The following is a 14,600-nucleotide window of genomic DNA, read 5'->3' as shown; positions in this document are numbered from 1 at the left end:
CACGGCCCTCGGCGGAAGCACGGGCCGATGCCGAGACGGCATTGGACCCCTCCGGCGGCTCGCGGGACCTTGCCGGCATGGCAATCCCATTGCTGGGCGAGCAGGCGATCGAGCGGACGCGGCATGCGGGCAGGGCCGCGGCGGCGACGCTGGCGCACGTGGCCGAGCGGCTCGCGGCGGGCGTCTCCACGGCCGACATCGACGCCTGGGTGCGCGAGGACACCGCGCGGCGGGGCGGCCATCCGAGCCAGCTCGGCTTCCACGGCTTTCCTGCGGCGGTCTGCACGAGCCGGAACGACGTCGTCTGCCACGGCGTCCCGCGCGCCGAGGAGCGGCTGCGCCCCGGCGACATCGTGAACGTGGACGTGACCACGCGCCTCGACGGCTTCCACGGGGACACCTCGGCGACGTTCTGCATCGGCGAGGTCTCCGCGGAGGCGCGGCACGTCGTCGAGGTCGCCCGCCGCTGCCGCGAGGCCGGGGTGGCGGTCGTGCGCCACGGCGTCCGGCTCGGCGACGTGGGCGCGGCCATCGAGGAGGTCGCGCGCGCCGGCGGCTGCAGCGTGGTGCGCGAGTACGGCGGTCACGGCATCGGCAAGGCGATGCACGGCCCGCCGCTCGTGATGCACGTCGGCCCGAGGGGACAGGGCGTGAAGCTGAAGGCCGGGATGGCCATCACCGTCGAGCCGATGGTGAACCTCGGCCGACCGGAGGTGAAGCTGCTCGCCGACGGGTGGACGGTGGTCACGGCGGACGGGAGCCTCTCGGCGCAGTTCGAGCACACGGTGGTAGTGACGCGCGACGGGTGCGAGGTGATGACCGGATGCGCCGGACGTGCAGCTCTGGCGCCCGCCGCGTCCGGGCTGAGCGCTTGACCGAGCGTCATCCCGCCGCCGCCGTTCGGGCCACCCCTCACGACCGCGCCCTCGCCTCGTTCGCGGCACCGCGGCCCGCGCGCACCGCGCGAGACTGGCGAGAGAGGGGATCGCCATGGACCGCCCAAAGGTGCTCGTCGCCTACTACTCGCGGTCGGGGCACACCCGGCGGATCGCCCGCGCCATCGCGGCCGCGCTCGGCGCGGATCTCGAGGCGCTGCACGACCCGACCGACCGCGCCGGCGTGCTCGGCTTCCTGCGCAGCGGCGCGGAGGCGGCCGCGGGCGTGCTCGTGCCGCTGGAGCGCCCGCGGCACGACCCCGCCACCTACGACGCGGTGGTGATCGCGACACCGGTCTGGGCGCTGTCGGTGAGCTCGCCGGTGCGGACGTACCTCTGGCTCGAGCGCCGTCGGCTGCCGCCGGTCGCGTTCGTGGCGACCATGGGCGGTCGCGGGGCGGATCGGGGCTTCGCGCAGATGGCCTCGGTCGCGGCCCGGGCGCCGGTCGCCACGCTCGCGGTCACCGAGCGGGAGGCCGTCGGCGCTCTACCGCGACAGGGCATCGCCCGCCTCACGACGGCGATCCTGGTGCGCGCGCGCAGACCCTCCCGTCGCCGGAAGGCACGCGCCGCCTGATGGGCCGGGCCAGAGTCGCCTGCAGCCGCCCCGCCCCGCCCGTTCCGGGGCATCTCTCGGAGCCCCTGCGGCGCCCGTGCAGCCGCCTACGAGCGCGGGATGTTGCGGCACGCCGGCAAGGCGCCCGGGCGCTGCCTCACGGCCGGATGGCACCGCGCCATCTGGCGCGATATATCTGCCACATGGCAGAGGGCGAGGCGAAGGCGATCGCGATCCTGGGCGGCCGGGCGCTCCTGCGCCGCGGTGTTGCAGCAGGCCGGAAGGCGGGCGCGACGCGCCCGGCCGCGCCCGCGAAGGGCTCCCGCCCCGCTGCGAAGGGCCCCGGGAAGGCGCGCCTCGCCCCCGGCGATCTCCGCTGGACCGGCCTCATCCGCGCCGGCCTGCCGGCCCGGTCCACCCAGACGCTCGCGTCGTCACTGGACATGTCGGTGAAGGACCTCGCCGCGAGCCTGCGCCTGCCGGTCCGGACCGTGCACCGGCGCCTCGAGAAGGGCGAGCCGCTCACGCCGGAGGAGAGCGAGCGCGCGGTCCGCGCGGCGCGGGTGCTCGCGAAGGCGGAGGACCTGCTCGGCGAGGCGCACGGTCGCGGCTGGGTCCGCGCACCCTGCCGCTCGCTCGGCGGCGAGATCCCCATCACGCTGCTCGACACGGCCGACGGCTTCACCGCGGTCATGGACGAGCTGGGCCGCCTCGAGCACGGCGTCCTCTCCTGACGTGGACGCCTGGCGCATCAGCTTCGCCCGCCACGCGCCCGACGGGCGCCGCGCGTTCTCCGGCGAGGGCGCGCGCCTGTACGGCGGCCGCTGGAACTCGAAGGGCGTCGCCGTGGCCTACGCGAGCGCCACGCTCTCGCTCGCGGCGCTGGAGCTCCTCACCCACGCCGAGCAGCGGTTCCTCGCCGGCGCGCCGCTGGCGGCGTGCCGCGCCACCTGGCCCGACGACCTCGAGGTCGAGGCCGCCCCGCCCTCCGTCTACGTCCGCGGCTGGCGCCGGAGCCCGGCCCCGCCAGCGCTCGCGGCCTTCGGCGACCGCTGGATCGCGGAGCGGCGCACGGCGATCCTGCTGGTACGCTCCGCAGTGATCCCCTCCGAGCAGAACGTGCTCCTCAACCCCGCCCATCCGGACGCCGCGCGCATCGCCTACGGCGCGCCCGAGCCGTTCTCGTTCGATCCCAGGCTCGTCCGCTAGGCGCCGGCCCCCGCTCCCCCTCGTCGCCCGACGACCGGCTCGACGCCGCGCGGCGCGCGGCCGTCGCCGCGGTTACGTTCTGCCTCCGCCCGGCGCCACCGGGCAGGCACGCGGACGGCTGCGACGGCCGGCCGCGAGCGCCTCACCTCCACGGAGGAGCGTTCATGCACAAGCCCGAGGCCCGGTCACACGGCGCGCAGCCGCGACGCCCGGCCGTGGCCGAGCGCGCCTCCCGCGTCGTCCACGAGCTCTCGACGCCGGGCGGCCGGCCGCTCTGCGGCGCCGACGCCGTCCTCGCGCCGCCCCACCAGCCTCTGCGCGTCACCTGCACCGCCTGCCTGCGGCTGCTCGCGGACGACGCGCGACGTGCCGCCCACGCTGGCAGCCCGCGCGCGGACGAGTCCGAGGACTGACGGCGCCTCCCGTTCGCGTGGGGCTCCTCCGACGCCCGGCGCTCGCATCGCGCCCCGCGTCGCCAGGCTCCGCGACGGCTAGCGCGCCGGCCCGGCGTCGTGCGGCGCCGCGGACGACGGCTGCAGATACGGGAGCCCGTCCATCTGCTCGATCGCGAAGAGCCCGTGCCGGGCGCCCCAGGTCGCCCACGCCAGCTCCGGCCCCCGAACCCACACGACCCTTCCGCCCGAGCCGACGAGGGCGCGCTGCTGGCGGATGCACCAGACGAGCCTCCCCCACCCGCGCCACTCCGGCACGAGCAGCGAGAGCCGCTCCCGGAGCACGTCCATCCAGCGTGGCTTGCGCATCGTCTCGACTCCTGAGCGTGCGAGGTCGTCACCCCGCGCAGAGGCGAGATGACCGCGAGCCCCCGCCGACGGGTGGACGCGCGCGTTCGTTCGTTGGTGACGGGGGACCGAGCGGCCGCTGCGCCGCTGCTGCGGGGCGGAGCGCCGGAGACTCGTACCACAGTAAAATGTATCACGCCCGCGACCCGAGCGCCGCCCGCTGCGCGGGCCGAGCGCCCGCACGTCACTCCTTCGTGATGGTCCCGTAGTACGTGCCGGAGCATCCGATGACGCGCTCGCCCATGGGATCGCGCCGGTAGTCGACCGTGAACGTGATGCGCGTGGCCGACTCCTGGTGGAACTCCTCGACCAGGTGGAACGTGACGTCTCCGCCGCCGGTGAGGCACTCCCGGCTGATGTTCTTCTGGCAGCGGTCGGACGAGACGACGTTCGAGAGCGTCTCACAGCTGGTGTATGGCGAGCTGTCGATCGGCCCCCACGGCGTGAAGGACGTGCCCGGCGCCATGTTGCTCGAGAAATCGGTGCCGGCGCCGCAATCGCCCTCGAAGCGGGTGAAGTGGTACAGCCACTCGCCGTGCCCGCCCTCCTCGAGGAAGCACGCCGTCGGCTGCGGCGGAGGCGGCTGCGGCGGCGGCGGCTGGGGTTCCGGCTGTGGCGCCGGCGGCTGCGGTTGCGGCTGGGGCGCCGGCGGTTGCGGCTGGGGCGGCTGTGGTTGCGGTTGCGGCTGCGGCTGCGGTTCCGGTTGAGGTTGAGGCTGCGGCTGGGGCCCAGGTGCCGGCGGCGACGGGTCACCTCCCCCGCACGCGAGCATCACGATGACCGCCACCGCGATCGAACCCCTCATGGCTTTCCCCTCGGCGCGGACCTGGCCTCTGTATTGATGCGCGCTGCTTCACGGAACGCGTAGGAGGGACGATGGGGAAGCGGGCGCCCCGGATGGCGCTTGCCCGGGGGGCGACCGGACATGACGGTAGCGATCGAGGAGGCGACGCCATGCTCCCATCGACGCGCGCGACGACCGGCGGGACCGAGCTGCGCCGCGGCGGCTATGAGATCAGCACGCGCCGTGACCGGCTCGACCTCGACCTCGTCCACCGGTTCCTGTCCACCGAGTTCTGGGACACGCTCGGCATGACGCGCGAGGTGCTGGAGCGCGCGGTCGAGCGTTCGCTCTGCTTCGGTGTCTACGAGGGCGACCGGCAGGTCGGCTTCGCGCGCGTCGTCACCGACGGCGCCACGTTCGCGTTCATCACCGACGACTTCATCCTCCCGGCGCACCGCGGCCAGGGCCTCGGCGCGTGGATGATGCGCTGCATCCTCGCGCAACCGAGCTTGCAAGGCCTGCGCCGCGTGCTGCTCGTGACGCACGATCCGAGGCTGTATCTCAAGTCCGGGTTCACTCCCCTGAGCGAACCCGAGACCTACATGGAGCTCGCGGCCACCGGAGGGTGACCGTCGAGGTCGCCGGCGCGGCGTCCGAATCAAGCCTGCCGGACGCGCGCGCAAGGTTTCGCCGTGCACGCCCCACCACAACTCCGCGGCCGGCGGTGCCCGGCGAAGGAGCGTGCCATGGCGGCGTCCCTGTACGAGCGGCTCGGCGGCGAGGAGAAGATCGCCCAGATCGTGAACGACGTCCTCGAGCTCCACCTGCAGAACCCGATCATCGGCACGCGCTTCCGCCGCGCGCTCGCGCACGGCGCGGCGGCGTTCGGCGGTGACGAGGCGGCCGCGGCGGCGCGGCTGAAGCGGGTCACGGTGGAGTTCTTCGCGTCGGGGAGCGGCGGCCCGCAGACGTACACCGGGCGCGACCTGCGCGAGGTGCACACCGGCATGAACGTGAGCGAGCAGGAGCTGGTCGCCGCCATCGACGACATCGTGCTCGCCCTGGAGCGGAACGGGATCGGCGCGCCCGAGCGCGGCGAGGTGGTGGCGATCCTGTACTCGCTGAAGGGCGAGGTGCTGCGGATCTGACCCCGCGCACGAAAAGAGGGCGCCTGGACCATCCAGGCGCCCTCCCCCGCTGCGAGGCCCCACCTCTCGGCGGAACAGGCGGTGCTCGCGGACCGGGGACGACCGTTCGCGCGGCTAGAACGCGTAGCGCAGGCCGGCCGAGACGCCGTCCACCCCGCCCGCCTTCGCGATGGCGTCGGTGATGTCGAACGTCTTCGTGCCGTTCCGCTCGTTCTCGATGTGCGCGAAGACCAGGTACACGTCGGTCTTCTTCGCCAGCGGGCGGAGGTAGCCGAGCGCGACCTTGGAGGCGCCGGCGGCGTCCGCGGCGTCCTCCCACATCTGCGAGTAGGACGCGCGGACGGTGCCGCCGATCCCAGGCACCGGCACGGTGACGCCGGCGAGCGCGCTGGTCTGCTGGGCGGTGTCGTCGCTCAGGCGGTAGAAGCCGCCCGAGGCGTGCAGCTTCACGACGCCGAGATCCCAGGTCGCGCCGGCGTTGCCGATGCGGGTGATGACGTCGGTCACCTTGCTCTTGTCCTGGTAGTAGGCGACCGCGGCGAACACCGGGCCGTACTTCCAGCGCAGGCCGCCGGAGAAGCCGGGCGTGTCGTCGCCGTTCCCCTCCGTCTCCGGGCCGGCGCGGTTCTGGGCCCAGAGCGCGGTCAGCTCGAGGCCCGCGAACGTGGGCGTGACGTACTGGACCGAGTTGTCGGTGCGCGACTGCCGCTTGAGCAGGTTCTCGATGTTGCCGACGGTGCCGATCTCGAACGGATCGACGTCGCACTGCACGTAGTAGCCGGGGGTCTGATGGCGGCCCACGGTGACCTTCCCCCAGGCGCCGGTCAGGCCGGCGTAGGCCTGCCGGCCCCAGAACTGCGCGCTGGTCGAGCTGCCGGTGTCGAGGCTGACGCCGGTCTCCACCAGGAACAGGGCGCTGATGCCGTTGCCGAGGTCCTCGGTGGCCTTGAAGCCGAGCCGGCTGCCGGAGAGCTGGCCGGACTCGACGAGGTCGGTGGGGGTCTGGTGCGGGACGGCACCGTTCGCGCCCTGCACGTGGGCGTAGCCGACGTCCATCTTGCCGTAGATCGTGATGGCGGGCGGCTCCGCGGCGGCGGGGCGGGCGGCGACGAGGCAGGCGAAGAGCGCTGCCGAGACGAGCGGTCTCATGGCTTCCTCTCTCTCAGGTGGCGGTGCGGGCTGCGGGTCAGAACACGAAGCGGACGATGACGAGCCCGGTGGCGATCGCGACCACCGTCGAGATCAGGCCGGGGACCATGAAGCTGTGGTTCAGCACCCAGCGCCCGATGCGCGTCGTCCCGGTGCGGTCGAAGTTGATGGCCGCGACGATGGTCGGGTAGTTGGGGATGAAGAAGTACCCGTTCACCGCCGGGAACATCGCCATGAGCGCGGGCGCGGGGATGCCGAGGGCGATCCCGAGCGGCATGAGCGCGCGCACGGTGGCGGCCTGGCTGTAGAGCAGCACGGAGAGCGCGAACAGCGCGGCCGCGAACAGCCAGGGCGCGGCGGTGACCATGCCCTTGATGCTGCCGCCCAGCACCTCCATGTTGCCGGCGAAGAACGTGTCGCCCATCCACGCGATGCCGAAGATGGCGATCACCGCCTGCACGCCGGCCCCGAACACGCTGCCGGTCGCGACCTTCGAGACGTCCACCCGGCAGACCATCAGCATGAGCGCCGCCGCCGAGAGCATCACCATCTCGATGGTGTGCGGCATGCCGAGCTTGGTGACGCCGCTCGCGGTGGTCCACTCCGGGCGCATCCCGGGGAACGAGCCGAACAGCACCACCGCGAGCGCCGCCGCGAGGAAGATCCCCACCGCGATCTTCGCCGTGACCGGCGCGGCGACGCGGACCGGGGTGCCGCCGTCGGCGCCGGCGAGGGCCTGATGGCCGGCGGGCGCGGCGAGCCCGCGCGCCACGCGGTCCTGGTACTCGGGATCCTGGTCCAGGTCCTTGCCCATCCGGTTGGCGACGAACGCGGCCACCAGCACGCCGAGCAGCGTGGACGGGATGCAGACCTTCAGGATGTCGATGAGCTCGACGTGGAACGCCGCGCCGGCGGCGCCGGTGGAGAGCATGCCCAGCAGCGCCACGGTGGCGGCGGAGATGGGGCTGGCGGTGATGGCCTGCTGCGAGGCGATCACCGAGATGGACATGGGGCGCTCCGGGCGGACCCCGGTCTCGCGCGCCACCTCCGAGATCACCGGCAGCACCGAGTAGGCGACGTGGCCGGTGCCGGCGAACAGCGTGAACACGTACGTGACGAGCGGCCCGAGGAACGTGATCCGGTCCGGGTTGCTGCGGAGGATGCGCTCCGCCACCGAGACCAGGTAGTCGAGCCCGCCGGCCGCCTGCAGCACGCCGGCGGCGGTGACCACCGCCGCGATCATGAGGAGCACGTCGATCGGCGGCGAGGTGGGCTGCAGGTGGAAGCCGAAGGTGAGGACGCCGAGGCCGAGGCCGCCCATCACGCCCAGGCCGATGCCGCCGAGCCGGGCGCCGATGAAGATGGCGGCGAGGACCACCACGAGCTGGAGCCAGATCATGGCGGCGCCGCCTACGCGACCTTCTGCAGGCGCGGGTTGATGTAGCGGGGGCGGAGCAGGTTCTCGGTGGAGAGCACCTCGTCGAGCAGCTCCTTCGAGACCAGCTGCTTCTCCAGCACCAGCTCGGCCACCGAGCGGCCCGTGACCAGCGCCTCGCGGGCGACCGCCGCCGAGGCCTCGTAGCCGATGATGGGGTTGAGCGCGGTGACGATGCCGATGCTGTTCACCACCAGCTCGCGGCAGCGCTCGCGGTTCGCGGTGATCCCGTCCACGCACTTCTCGCGCAGGACGCGGAACCCGTTCACCATGAACGAGATGGACGTGAACAGGCCGTAGCCGATCACCGGCTCCATCACGTTCAGCTCGAGCTGCCCGTTCTCGGCCGCCAGCGTGACCGTCAGGTCGGCGCCGATGGCGTAGTAGCAGATCTGGTTCACCACCTCCGGCATCACCGGGTTCACCTTGCCCGGCATGATCGACGAGCCGGGCTGGAGCGGCGGCAGGTTGATCTCGCCCAGGCCGGTGCGCGGGCCGGAGGAGAGCAGGCGGAGGTCGCTGCAGATCTTGGAGGTCTTCACCGCGACGCGCTTCAGCACGCCCGCGATCTGCACGTACGCGCCGGTGTCCCAGGTCGCCTCGATGAGGTTCTCCGACGAGACGAGCGGCGTGCCCACGATCTCGCGCAGGCGGCGGGTGACGAGCTCGGTGTAGCGGGGCGGCGCGTTGATGCCGGTGCCGATGGCGGTGGCGCCCATGTTGACCTCGAGCACCAGGGCGCGCGCCTCCTCCAGCCGCTGAACGTCCTCGCCGAGCGTGGTCGCGTACGCGTCGAACTCCTGGCCGAGCGACATCGGGACCGCGTCCTGGAGCTGGGTGCGCCCCATCTTCAGCACGTCGGCGAACTCGCGGCCCTTCGCGGCGAACGCCTGCTGCAGCCGGCGCAGCTCGGCGATGAGCTGGCCGAGCTTCGCGTGGAGCGCGATGCGGAACGCCGTCGGGTAGGCGTCGTTGGTGGACTGCGAGCAGTTGACGTGGTTGTTCGGGTGCACGAACTGGTACTCGCCCTTGCGCTTGCCCAGGATCTCGAGCGCGCGGTTCGCGATGACCTCGTTCGCGTTCATGTTGGTGGAGGTGCCGGCGCCGCCCTGGATGACGTCCACCGGGAACTGGTCGTGCAGCGCGCCCGCGACGATCTCGTCGCAGGCCGCGCAGATGGCGCGCGACACGTCGGCCGGGATGACGCCCAGCTCGCCGTTCGCGAGCGCGGCCGCCTTCTTCACCTGCGCCAGCGCGCGCACCAGCTCCGGGACGCTGGAGATGGCGACCCCGGTGATCGGGAAGTTCTCGAGCGCGCGCAGCGTCTGGACGCCGTAGTAGCGGTCGTCCGGGAGCTCGCGCTCGCCCAGGAAGTCGTGCTCCAGCCTCGTCTTCGTCGTCATGCGGTCTCCTCGCCGCCTCCGGGCGGCTCACGGAGGAGGCCATTGGCAACCGCGGTGCCAGGCGGGCGCGCGCGCCGGAACGCGAGCGCCGTCGCCAGGTTCGACTCCGGGTGCGGCGCGCCCGCGCAGGCCGAAGGGGGTTGAGCGGAGGAAACGCGCGCGCCGCGCGGCGGGCGCACCCCGAGGAATCCGGCGGGGTTGGCCCGCCGTGACGGATCTCACAGGGTTGAGGGATCTCCCTACCCTTCGCGCTGGCCCTCGGCCTCGCGCCGCGCCTTGAGGCGCTTCGAGAGCGCCGAGGGCGTGATGCCGAGCAGGCGCGCCGCGAGCGACTGGTTCCCGTCGGCGCGCCGGAGCGCCTCCTGCACCAGCAGCTCGTCGGCCTCGTCCAGCGTCGGGATGCGCTCCAGCGCCGCGAACGGGCTGGCGGGCGCCTCGCCCCGCCGGTCGGCCTCGTGCGCCACCTCGGCCTCGCCGATGGCGCGCCGGAACGCCTCCATCGACAGCACCCGCCCCTGGTGCGCGCCCACCGCGTCGAGCACCATGGCGCGCAGCTCGCGCACGTTGCCCGGGAACGCGTAGCTCGCGAGCAGCCCGGCGAGCTGCTTCGGCGGGGTGGGCTTCTTCTTGCCGAGCTCGCGGGCCGCCTCGTCGAGGAAGTGCTCGAGCAGCAGCGGGATGTCGCCCCGGCGCTCCCGGAGCGGCGGCAGGTGCACGTGGTGGGCGCGAAGGCGGTAGTACAGGTCGGGGCGGAACGTGCCCGCCGCCTGGCGGGCGGCGAGGTCGTGGTGGGTGGCGACCACCACCCGCGCGCGCATCCACCGCGGCCGATCGGCGCCGAGCGGGTAGTACTCGCCCTCCTGCAGCAGCCGCAGCAGCTTCACCTGCGACGCCGGGCTGAGATCGCCGATCTCGTCGAGGAACAGCGTGCCCTCGGCCGCGCGCTCCACCATCCCGCTGCGCGCCTCGTTCGCGCCGGTGAAGGCGCCGCGCACGTGCCCGAACAGCGTGTCGGCGAACACGGTGTCGTCGAGGCCGGCCACGTTCACCGGCACCAGCTCGCCGGCGCGGCCCGACACCTGGTGCACCGCGCGCGCGATGAGCTCCTTGCCGGTGCCGCTCTCGCCGGTGACCAGCACCGGCTGCCGGCTGCGGCTCACCGCCTCGACGTAGCGGAAGACCGCGTGCATGCGCGCGTCGGCCGTGACGATCCGGTCGAACGCCTCCGGGTGCTCGAGCTGGTCGTCGAGGAACCGCCGGCGGATCTCGCGGTTCTCGCGCTGCAGCTCCTGCATGCGGACGGCGCGCCCGACGCCCTTGACGATCCGGTCCTCCTCGCTGGTCTTCACGAAGTAGTCGAACGCGCCCGCCTGCATGCAGCGCACCGCGGTCTCGAGCTGGTTGAGCCCGCTCACCACGATGACCGAGACCTCGGGGTGGGCCTCGACGATCCGCCGGAGCAGCTCCTCGCCCGGCAGGTGCGGCATGGTGAGGTCGAGCAGCACCAGCCCCACCTCGTGCCGCCCGAGCAGGCCCATGACCTCCCGAGGATCCTGGCAGGTGAGCAGGTTCGTGACGCCCAGCGAGCGCTCCAGGCTGAGCGACATGGTCCGCAGCCAGCCCGGCTCGTCGTCCACGAGCAGCACGGCGAACGGCGGGTACGCGATCTCGCTCACGCGGCCTCCTCGCGGGCGACGGGCAGGACCACTCGCGCCGCGGTGCCCTGCCCCGGCGCCGACTCGAACTCGAGCGTGCCGCCGTGCTCCTTCACGATGCCCGCGGAGACCGCCAGGCCGAGCCCGGTGCCGCCGCGGTCGCGCTTGGTGGTGAAGAACGGGTCGGTGAGGCGGGGCAGGTGCTGCGCCTCGATCCCCACCCCCTCGTCACGGACCTCGACGCACACCGCGCCCCGCCCCGCGTCGAGGAACGTCCGCAGGCGGATCCCGTGCGAGCGGCCCGGGAGCGCCTGGCAGGCGTTCACGAGCAGGTTCACGAGGACCTGCTCCAGCCGCTGCGGGTTGCCGCGGACCGGCGGCAGCCCGCGCTCCAGCGCCACCTCGAACCGCTCGGTGCTCTTCTTGACGAGCGCCTCCACCAGCCGCGCGGCGGTCCGCGCCACCTCGTCGACGGAGACCCCGTCGCGCAGCTCGGGCGACTCCTGCCGGGCGAAGTCCTTCAGGTCCTCCACGATCCGCTTCACGCGGCGGGAGGCGTCGAGCGCGTCCGACACCATGCTCGGCATGGCCTCGCGGAGCCGCGACCAGCGCAGGCTGCCGAGCGTGTAGTCCCCGTTCGCGCGCGCGTGGGCGTCCAGGATGGGCGTCGCGTCGCGCAGCACGTCGTCGAGGACCTGCAGGTCGAGCAGGATGAGGCCGTTCGGGTTGTTGATCTCGTGCGCCACGCCGGACACCAGCACCCCGAGCGCCGCCATCTTGTCGGCCTGCAGGAGCTGCTGCTGGTTCGAGCGCAGCTCCTCCTCCTTCTGCCGGCGCTCGGCGATCTCGCGGGTGAGGTCCGCGGTCCTGAGCGTCACCTGCCGGTGCAGCGTGCGGGACCACGCCGCCATGGTGGCGAGCAGGAGCACGAGCGGGACGAGCACGAACGCGCCCCAGCGCAGCACCTGCTGCACCGTCGGGCCGCGCGGCTCGAGCACGCCCAGCCACGCCTCGGACATGGACTGGTACTCGCCGGTGTTGCGCACGATCGCGAGCCCCTCGGCGAGCCGCGCCGCGAGCGCCTCGTTGCCCCGGCGGACCGCGTAGCCGTAGCGCTCCACCGCCGCCGGCTGGTCCATCGCGGTCAGGTTGGACAGGCCCATCTCGCGGACCAGGTACAGGCCCGGCAGCTTCGCCATCACCGCGTAGTCGTGCTTGCCCGCCGCGAGCTGCCGCAGCACGTCTGCGTGCGTGTCGGCCGGGACGACCTTCACGTCGGGGTGCTCGCGCCGGAGGGTGTCGTGCATGATGCCGCTGCGCAGCACCAGCACCTCCTTGCCGGCGAGGTCGGCGAGCGATCGGACCGGCCGGTCGCCGCGCCGCGCGAAGATGGCGTGGTGGACGATCAGGCTCGGCGGCGTGAAGTCGACCTCCTTGGCGCGCTGCTCCGAGAAGGACATGCCCTGCAGTGCGTCGATCTCGCCGGTCTCGAGCGCGCGCCGCATGTCGGCCCAGCGGCCCAGGCGGAACTCGACCTCGAGCCCGACGGTGCGCGCCACGGCGCGGGTGAGATCCACGTTGAACCCCGCGGGCCTGCCCTGCTGATCCAGGAACTCGTAGGGCGGGTAGCTCTGGTCGCCGCCGACGATCACCCGCTGCCGCGCCGGCGCGCGGGCTCCCGGCGCGGCGCGGTCGTCGGCCACCGTTGGCAGGGCGAGGGCGAGCGCGAGCGCGCAGCCCAGCGCGACCGCGAGGCGGAGCAGGTGCTGGCCGGAGGCGGCGCGGCGCCCGGGGGAGTCGGCGTCGGCGTGGTGCATGCGTGCTGCCCGGCGGCCCTCGGTGCGGGCCGCCGCGGCAGGGTCAGCATGGTACGGCCGGCCCCCCGCGGCCACAAGGATCGCCGCGGCGCAGCGCCGCGGGCAGATCAGCGCTCGCCCGGCCCGTCCCGCTCCGCATCCGCCGCGTCGAGCGACGCGTTCAGGTGCAGGATCGAGCCGATCACCCAGGTGAGCGTGCCGGCCCCTACCACGGCGAGGCCACCTCGCGCCGCGGGGATGGCGCCGTCGAGCAGGACCGCCGCGAGGTCCGCGTCCGCGCCGGCGGCGAAGCTCGCCACGCAGTAGATGCCGACGCCCACCAGCGCGACGATCCAGCCCGCCACCACCAGGACCTTGCCGATCCGCTGCCGCGCCTCGACGCGCGCGCGGGCGGACCCGGCGCCGGAGGGATCGCGCCGCCGCGGCCGGAGCGGGATGCTGCCAGGGGACGTGAGGACGCCGGGTCGGTTCATGATCTCCTCGCCATTCGCTCGAGACTGCCGGGGTGCGGCCCGGCGGCGCCCCGCTCCGCGTGGAGCGATCGCACCGCCAGGAGGATGAGGTGGAGGAGGCGGCCCGCCAGGCCGAGCGCCGTGAGCAGCCACGCGGCCAGCGCGACCGTCGCGAACGCGCGCGCCACCCAGGGCAGCCACGGCATCGCGAACAGCTCGCCCAGCCGGTAGGTGCACAGGGCGTACATGCCCAGCGGGAACACCAGCCCCCAGTACAGCGGGTCGTACGCGATCCGTATGCGAGCCCGGCCCCCGTGGCGCCAGATCCCGAGCAGGACCAGCATCGGGATCCACCAGGTGGCGGTGGCCCAGAACATGAGCGTCAGCCCCTTCACGAACGGGAGGAGCGCGCCGAGGAGCGCGGAGCCGGGCGCGAGCGCGGCGAGCGAGGTCCCCGCCACCACCGAGATCGCGACCGCGCCCATGTTGATCCAGTAGGGCGGCATGAGGTCGGACGGCGAGAAGCGGAAGAACATGTACCGGTAGAAGATGAGCGAGATCATCCAGACGTAGAGCATCCCGCCGCAGAGCCAGAGCGAGGTGAGGAAGAACAGCACCGCCTCGCTGCCGGGATGGCGCGGGACGAGCACCCGGGTGCCGAGCACCACCACCGACTGCGTCGCCACCACCGCGACCAGCCACCCGCCGTTGATGCCCTCGCCCAGCGTCGGCTTGGGGTCGCGCACCGCGAGCACCACGAAGACCGCGTAGGTGCAGGCGCACCAGAGCAGCATCCCCAGCCACCACAGGACCAGGGCCGCGGCCGCGTCGCCGCGCAGCAGCACGAGCTGCAGCCCGAGCACGCAGGTGGCGGCCACGGAGGTGAAGAACCCGGGCCCGCGCTGGTGGCTGGCGAGGTCCGCGGCGAGGGCGCGCGGGTACCGCAGCGCGCGCGCCGCGACCAGCACCCAGAGCACCGCGTAGGCGGGGACGTTCAGCCAGAACAGGATCGTCGCCGCCTCGCGCAGGCCGAGGAGGTCGGAGACGATCGACACGATCCCGGTGGCCATCACCAGCGCGAAGTACGCCGGGTGAAGCCCCTTCAGCCCGGCGGCGAGGTGCTCGCGCAGCGGGTTCGGCGCAGGCGCGGGGCGGACGGCCGTCTCCATGCCCCACAGCATGCCGACGGCGCGGCGCCGCGTGCATCGGCCGGCGTCCGACGCGCGCGTAGGACGCGGGGTGGCCCGGTGTCGGCGT

General features: G+C 73.5%; 16 protein-coding genes. 7 read left to right on the top strand and 9 right to left on the bottom strand.

All coding sequences use genetic code 11. The annotated features are described in order from the left end of the window. Positions 1–77 precede the first annotated feature (77 nt). From map to A2CP1_RS10975, 5 genes are all read left to right on the top strand, one after another. Entirely contained in the window at positions 78–875 is a 798-nt protein-coding gene (gene map, locus A2CP1_RS10995; protein WP_012633373.1) for a type I methionyl aminopeptidase, read from the top strand. Between the two features lie 115 nt (positions 876–990). Next, complete coding sequence (locus A2CP1_RS10990; RefSeq protein ID WP_012633372.1) at positions 991–1,512, top strand: flavodoxin family protein; 522 nt, start codon at positions 991–993, stop codon at positions 1,510–1,512. Between the two features lie 182 nt (positions 1,513–1,694). After that, complete coding sequence (gene parS, locus A2CP1_RS10985; RefSeq protein ID WP_012633371.1) at positions 1,695–2,225, top strand: type II RES/Xre toxin-antitoxin system antitoxin; 531 nt, start codon at positions 1,695–1,697, stop codon at positions 2,223–2,225. Between the two features lies 1 nt (position 2,226). Beyond that, complete coding sequence (locus A2CP1_RS10980) at positions 2,227–2,700, top strand: RES family NAD+ phosphorylase (RefSeq protein ID WP_012633370.1); 474 nt, start codon at positions 2,227–2,229, stop codon at positions 2,698–2,700. Positions 2,701–2,864: 164 nt separating this feature from the next. After that, positions 2,865–3,113 (top strand): hypothetical protein, encoded by a 249-nt coding sequence (locus A2CP1_RS10975; protein ID WP_012633369.1) that lies wholly within the window; start codon positions 2,865–2,867, stop codon positions 3,111–3,113. 78 nt (positions 3,114–3,191) lie between these two features. On the opposite strand, the gene A2CP1_RS10970 is transcribed toward A2CP1_RS10975, so the two are convergent. Further along, on the bottom strand, positions 3,192–3,461 hold the full coding sequence (locus A2CP1_RS10970; protein WP_012633368.1) for a hypothetical protein: 270 nt from the start codon (positions 3,459–3,461) through the stop codon (positions 3,192–3,194). Between the two features lie 223 nt (positions 3,462–3,684). Next, positions 3,685–3,966, bottom strand: coding sequence for a hypothetical protein (locus tag A2CP1_RS23755; RefSeq protein ID WP_012633367.1), 282 nt, complete (start codon positions 3,964–3,966; stop codon positions 3,685–3,687). A 488-nt stretch (positions 3,967–4,454) separates the two neighbouring features. On the opposite strand from A2CP1_RS23755, the gene A2CP1_RS10960 reads away from it, so the two are divergent. Both A2CP1_RS10960 and A2CP1_RS10955 read left to right on the top strand, forming a co-directional pair. Further along, a complete protein-coding gene (locus A2CP1_RS10960) occupies positions 4,455–4,913 on the top strand; it encodes a GNAT family N-acetyltransferase (RefSeq protein WP_012633366.1) in 459 nt (152 codons plus the stop codon). A 117-nt stretch (positions 4,914–5,030) separates the two neighbouring features. Next, complete coding sequence (locus A2CP1_RS10955) at positions 5,031–5,432, top strand: group I truncated hemoglobin (protein ID WP_012633365.1); 402 nt, start codon at positions 5,031–5,033, stop codon at positions 5,430–5,432. A gap of 114 nt (positions 5,433–5,546) precedes the next feature. On the opposite strand, the gene A2CP1_RS10950 is transcribed toward A2CP1_RS10955, so the two are convergent. The 7 genes from A2CP1_RS10950 to A2CP1_RS10920 all read right to left on the bottom strand — a co-directional run bounded on the left by A2CP1_RS10950 (position 5,547) and on the right by A2CP1_RS10920 (position 14,512). After that, the gene (locus A2CP1_RS10950; protein WP_012633364.1) at positions 5,547–6,581 is read right to left on the bottom strand and encodes a porin; all 1,035 of its coding nucleotides are present in this window, start codon (positions 6,579–6,581) and stop codon (positions 5,547–5,549) included. A gap of 37 nt (positions 6,582–6,618) precedes the next feature. After that, entirely contained in the window at positions 6,619–7,980 is a 1,362-nt protein-coding gene (locus A2CP1_RS10945) for an anaerobic C4-dicarboxylate transporter family protein (RefSeq protein WP_012633363.1), read from the bottom strand. Between the two features lie 11 nt (positions 7,981–7,991). Further along, the gene (aspA, locus tag A2CP1_RS10940; protein WP_012633362.1) at positions 7,992–9,419 is read right to left on the bottom strand and encodes an aspartate ammonia-lyase; all 1,428 of its coding nucleotides are present in this window, start codon (positions 9,417–9,419) and stop codon (positions 7,992–7,994) included. A gap of 239 nt (positions 9,420–9,658) precedes the next feature. Then, entirely contained in the window at positions 9,659–11,095 is a 1,437-nt protein-coding gene (locus A2CP1_RS10935; RefSeq protein WP_012633361.1) for a sigma-54-dependent transcriptional regulator, read from the bottom strand. Next, positions 11,092–12,891 carry a transporter substrate-binding domain-containing protein gene (locus A2CP1_RS10930; protein WP_012633360.1) on the bottom strand — a complete coding sequence of 600 codons (1,800 nt, stop codon included), beginning with the start codon at positions 12,889–12,891 and terminating at the stop codon, positions 11,092–11,094. The genes A2CP1_RS10935 and A2CP1_RS10930 overlap by 4 nt, the downstream gene beginning before the upstream one ends. Positions 12,892–12,998: 107 nt before the next feature. Beyond that, complete coding sequence (locus A2CP1_RS10925) at positions 12,999–13,364, bottom strand: hypothetical protein (RefSeq protein WP_012633359.1); 366 nt, start codon at positions 13,362–13,364, stop codon at positions 12,999–13,001. Continuing rightward, a complete protein-coding gene (locus A2CP1_RS10920) occupies positions 13,361–14,512 on the bottom strand; it encodes a tellurite resistance/C4-dicarboxylate transporter family protein (RefSeq protein WP_245530038.1) in 1,152 nt (383 codons plus the stop codon). Before A2CP1_RS10920 ends, A2CP1_RS10925 begins: the two co-directional genes overlap by 4 nt. Positions 14,513–14,600: the final 88 nt, after the last annotated feature.

The sequence above is a fragment of the Anaeromyxobacter dehalogenans 2CP-1 genome, assembly GCF_000022145.1.
GTDB classification, from domain to species: domain Bacteria; phylum Myxococcota; class Myxococcia; order Myxococcales; family Anaeromyxobacteraceae; genus Anaeromyxobacter; species Anaeromyxobacter dehalogenans.
This window is presented reverse-complemented; position numbering and strand designations above follow the sequence as displayed.

Coding starts and splice junctions, on each gene's coding strand:
- map (WP_012633373.1), top strand. CDS start 78: ATGGCAATCCCATTGCTGGGCGAGCAGGCGATCGAGCGGACGCGGCAT.
- A2CP1_RS10990 (WP_012633372.1), top strand. CDS start 991: ATGGACCGCCCAAAGGTGCTCGTCGCCTACTACTCGCGGTCGGGGCAC.
- parS (WP_012633371.1), top strand. CDS start 1,695: ATGGCAGAGGGCGAGGCGAAGGCGATCGCGATCCTGGGCGGCCGGGCG.
- A2CP1_RS10975 (WP_012633369.1), top strand. CDS start 2,865: ATGCACAAGCCCGAGGCCCGGTCACACGGCGCGCAGCCGCGACGCCCG.
- A2CP1_RS10970 (WP_012633368.1), bottom strand. CDS start 3,461: ATGCGCAAGCCACGCTGGATGGACGTGCTCCGGGAGCGGCTCTCGCTG.
- A2CP1_RS23755 (WP_012633367.1), bottom strand. CDS start 3,966: ATGGCGCCGGGCACGTCCTTCACGCCGTGGGGGCCGATCGACAGCTCG.
- A2CP1_RS10960 (WP_012633366.1), top strand. CDS start 4,455: ATGCTCCCATCGACGCGCGCGACGACCGGCGGGACCGAGCTGCGCCGC.
- A2CP1_RS10955 (WP_012633365.1), top strand. CDS start 5,031: ATGGCGGCGTCCCTGTACGAGCGGCTCGGCGGCGAGGAGAAGATCGCC.
- A2CP1_RS10950 (WP_012633364.1), bottom strand. CDS start 6,581: ATGAGACCGCTCGTCTCGGCAGCGCTCTTCGCCTGCCTCGTCGCCGCC.
- A2CP1_RS10945 (WP_012633363.1), bottom strand. CDS start 7,980: ATGATCTGGCTCCAGCTCGTGGTGGTCCTCGCCGCCATCTTCATCGGC.
- aspA (WP_012633362.1), bottom strand. CDS start 9,419: ATGACGACGAAGACGAGGCTGGAGCACGACTTCCTGGGCGAGCGCGAG.
- A2CP1_RS10930 (WP_012633360.1), bottom strand. CDS start 12,891: ATGCACCACGCCGACGCCGACTCCCCCGGGCGCCGCGCCGCCTCCGGC.
- A2CP1_RS10925 (WP_012633359.1), bottom strand. CDS start 13,364: ATGAACCGACCCGGCGTCCTCACGTCCCCTGGCAGCATCCCGCTCCGG.
- A2CP1_RS10920 (WP_245530038.1), bottom strand. CDS start 14,512: ATGGAGACGGCCGTCCGCCCCGCGCCTGCGCCGAACCCGCTGCGCGAG.